This window comes from Neisseria sp. P0001.S005 (assembly GCF_051963715.1).
In genome coordinates this window covers 1-2978 of record NZ_JBQCTZ010000301.1, presented here as the reverse complement: position 1 = coordinate 2978, position 2978 = coordinate 1, and the positions used below count along the sequence as shown (strand labels likewise).

The 2978-nt window shown below is 49.7% G+C and carries 4 protein-coding genes; all 4 read right to left on the bottom strand.

What is annotated here, in order from left to right:
* Nucleotides 1-968 (bottom strand): NADH:ubiquinone reductase (Na(+)-transporting) subunit F (gene nqrF / locus ACTHSP_RS19195; RefSeq protein WP_440346695.1); only part of this gene is annotated, 968 nt, incomplete at its 3' end.
* Between the two features lie 13 nt (nucleotides 969-981).
* Complete coding sequence (nqrE, locus tag ACTHSP_RS19190; RefSeq protein ID WP_003684365.1) at nucleotides 982-1575, bottom strand: NADH:ubiquinone reductase (Na(+)-transporting) subunit E; 594 nt, start codon at nucleotides 1573-1575, stop codon at nucleotides 982-984.
* Nucleotides 1576-1578: 3 nt separating this feature from the next.
* Entirely contained in the window at nucleotides 1579-2205 is a 627-nt protein-coding gene (locus tag ACTHSP_RS19185; RefSeq protein WP_003684313.1) for an NADH:ubiquinone reductase (Na(+)-transporting) subunit D, read from the bottom strand.
* Nucleotides 2205-2978 (bottom strand): Na(+)-translocating NADH-quinone reductase subunit C (locus tag ACTHSP_RS19180; RefSeq protein WP_440346694.1); only part of this gene is annotated, 774 nt, incomplete at its 5' end. The genes ACTHSP_RS19180 and ACTHSP_RS19185, both read right to left, overlap by 1 nt.

Here is a 2978-nt window from a genome sequence, read left to right as displayed (position 1 = left end):
AGTTGGTCGAAGTCTTCGACATAGAACATCTCGCGTTTAGAACGGGCACCATACCAGAAGGTAATCTTACGTTTGGAGTTCAAACGTTTCAGCTGGTCGAAAATGTGGGAACGCATCGGCGCCATACCCGCACCACCGCCGATAAATACCATTTCGGCATCGGTATCTTTGGCAAAGAATTCGCCAAACGGACCGGAAATCGTTACTTTATCACCGGGTTTGAGTGACCAGATGTAGGACGACATTTGTCCTGGAGGCGCATCAGGTACGCGTGGAGGCGGCGTAGCGATACGCACGTTCAGCATAATGATGCCTTTTTCTTCAGGGTATGAAGCCATAGAGTAGGCACGCAAAATCGGTTCGTCCACTTTGGAAACGTATTGCCACAGATTGTATTTGTCCCAGTCTTCGTGATATTCCTTAGGAATGTCGAAGTCTTTGTAGGCAACGGTATGAGGAGGGGCTTCAATTTGAATGTAGCCGCCGGCGCGGAAAGGAACTTCTTCGCCTTCAGGAATGGCAAGCTTAAGTTCTTTAATGAACGTGGCTTTGTTGTCATTGGAGATGACGGTGCATTCCCATTTTTTCACGCCGAACACTTCTTCCGGTACTTCGATGTCCATGTCGGTTTTAACGTTGACCTGACAAGACAGACGGCAGCCTTCGCGCGCTTCGCGTTTGCTGATGTGGGACAACTCGGTCGGCAGAATGTCACCGCCGCCGCTTTTCACGACAACACGGCACTGACCGCATGAGCCGCCGCCACCGCAGGCGGAAGGAACGAAGATACCTTGGCTGGCAAGCGCACCCAACAGTTTGCCGCCGGCAGGCATCGTCAGCTCTTTTTCGTTATTGACTTTGATGGTGATGTCACCTTCGCTCACCAACTTGGATTTGGCAAACAGAATCATCAGTGCCAACACCAAGACGATGACGGTAAACATCACGATACCTAAAATAATCTCCATGCCGATTCCTTTCTTATAACTGGATGCCGGAGAACGACATAAACGCCATTGCCATCAGGCCAGCAGCGATAAAGGTAATGCCCAAGCCTTTGAGGCCTTTAGGGACATCCGAATATTTCATTTTTTCGGTAATGCCCGCCAAAGCGACAATAGCCAAAAGCCAGCCCAAACCTGCACCAAAACCATATACAACGGACTCGCCGAAGTTGTATTCGCGTTGCGCCATAAACGATACGGCACCGAAAATCGCGCAGTTTACGGTAATCAGAGGCAGGTAGATACCCAATGCGTTGTAGAGGGCAGGGACGAATTTATCCAAGAACATTTCCAAAATCTGCACCAAAGCAGCAATCACGCCGATGAAGGTGATGAATTTCAGGAAGGTCAGGTCTACGCCTTCAACCAGCGCACCGTCTTTCAACAGCGAGTAAACAAGTTGGTTGGCTGGGACGGACAGGCCGAGTACGAAAGTTACGGCAACGCCCAAACCGAATGCAGTGGATACTTTTTTAGATACCGCCAAAAACGTACACATCCCCAAGAAGAAGGAAAGTGCCATGTTTTCCAGAAAGACGGATTTTACAAAGAGGCTTAAGTAATGTTCCATGTGTTATTTCTCCGCCTGTTCAGGTTTCCAAGTGCGTAGACCCCATACCAAGAAGCCGATGATGAAGAACGCGCTAGGGGCGAGCAGGAACAAGCCGTTGGTTTGATACCAGCCGCCATCTTGTACGGTTTGGAAAATGGTGTAGCCAAAGAGCTTGCCTGAGCCGATCAGTTCGCGGATGGTTGCGATGATGATCAACATCATGCCGTAACCTGCGCCGTTGCCGATACCGTCAACCAAGCTCTCCAAAGGAGGTTCTTTCATGGCGAATGCTTCGGCACGGCCCATCACGATACAGTTGGTAATAATCAGGCCGACGAATACGGACAGCTGCTTGGACAGCTCATAGGCAAAGGCTTGGAGCAGTTGGTCAACCAGCGTTACCAAGGAAGCAACAATCGCCATTTGCACGATAATACGGATGCTGTTGGGGATGTAGTTGCGTACCAAAGAAATGAAGAAACTGGAAAAACCGGTTACCAAAGCTACGGAAATACCCATTACGATGGCCGTCTGAAGTTTGGTGGTAACCGCCAAAGCCGAACAAATTCCCAAAACCTGCAAGGCAATCGGGTTGTTGTCGATAAAGGGTGAAAACATCAAATATTTCAAGCGTTTCATGTCAGCCATTATTGTGCTCCTGCTGATTTCAATTTGTTCAGGTAGGGGATATAGCCGTTTTCGCCGAACCAGTAGGCGAACGAACCTTGCACGCCTTTAGATGTCAGCGATGCGCCGGAGAGGGCATCTACGCCGTGTTCTTTGTCCGAACTTGCGCCTTTGCCAACATGCAGGGCGAGTTTGCCTTGTTCGTTAAACAGTTTTTTGCCGACGAATTTTTGTTGCCACAACGGATTGCCGATTTCGCCGCCCAAGCCCGGGGTTTCGCCTTGGTCGTAGTAGGTAATGCCGTTGATGGTGTTGCCGTCAGGTTGAATGGCGACAAAACCGTACATGACAGACCACAAACCGTTGCCGTGCATAGGCAGGATGATTTGGCTGACTTTGCCGTCTTCACCTTTTACCAAGTAAACCTCAGTGTATTTGGCACGGCTTTTGATGCCGGCCAAATCGTCTTCGGGTTTGATTTGGATACTTTGGGCAGGGTCTTTGCCTGCGATGCGCGCGCTGAAGTCTTTCGGCGCGTCTTTCACGTATTCGCCTGTTGCCAAATCGACAACGCGTTGCTCGATACGTTCGGCAAAGGTTTTGCTGATGTCGGTGTTTTTATCCATCAAACCGGCTACGCTCAAGATATAGCCTTGTTTGTCTTGGAGTTTTTGTTTCTCTTGGATGGGTTTCAAGCCGACGACCGCACCGGCAACGATGATGGAACAAATCAGGCTGACAACCAATACCACAATCAGCGTGCCGCTGAAGCTGTCTTTATCGAATTTCTTAGC

Excerpts from the sequence above, each read along its gene's own strand:
- nqrE (WP_003684365.1), bottom strand. The coding sequence starts at position 1,575 with ATGGAACATTACTTAAGCCTCTTTGTAAAATCCGTCTTTCTGGAAAAC.
- ACTHSP_RS19185 (WP_003684313.1), bottom strand. The coding sequence starts at position 2,205 with ATGGCTGACATGAAACGCTTGAAATATTTGATGTTTTCACCCTTTATC.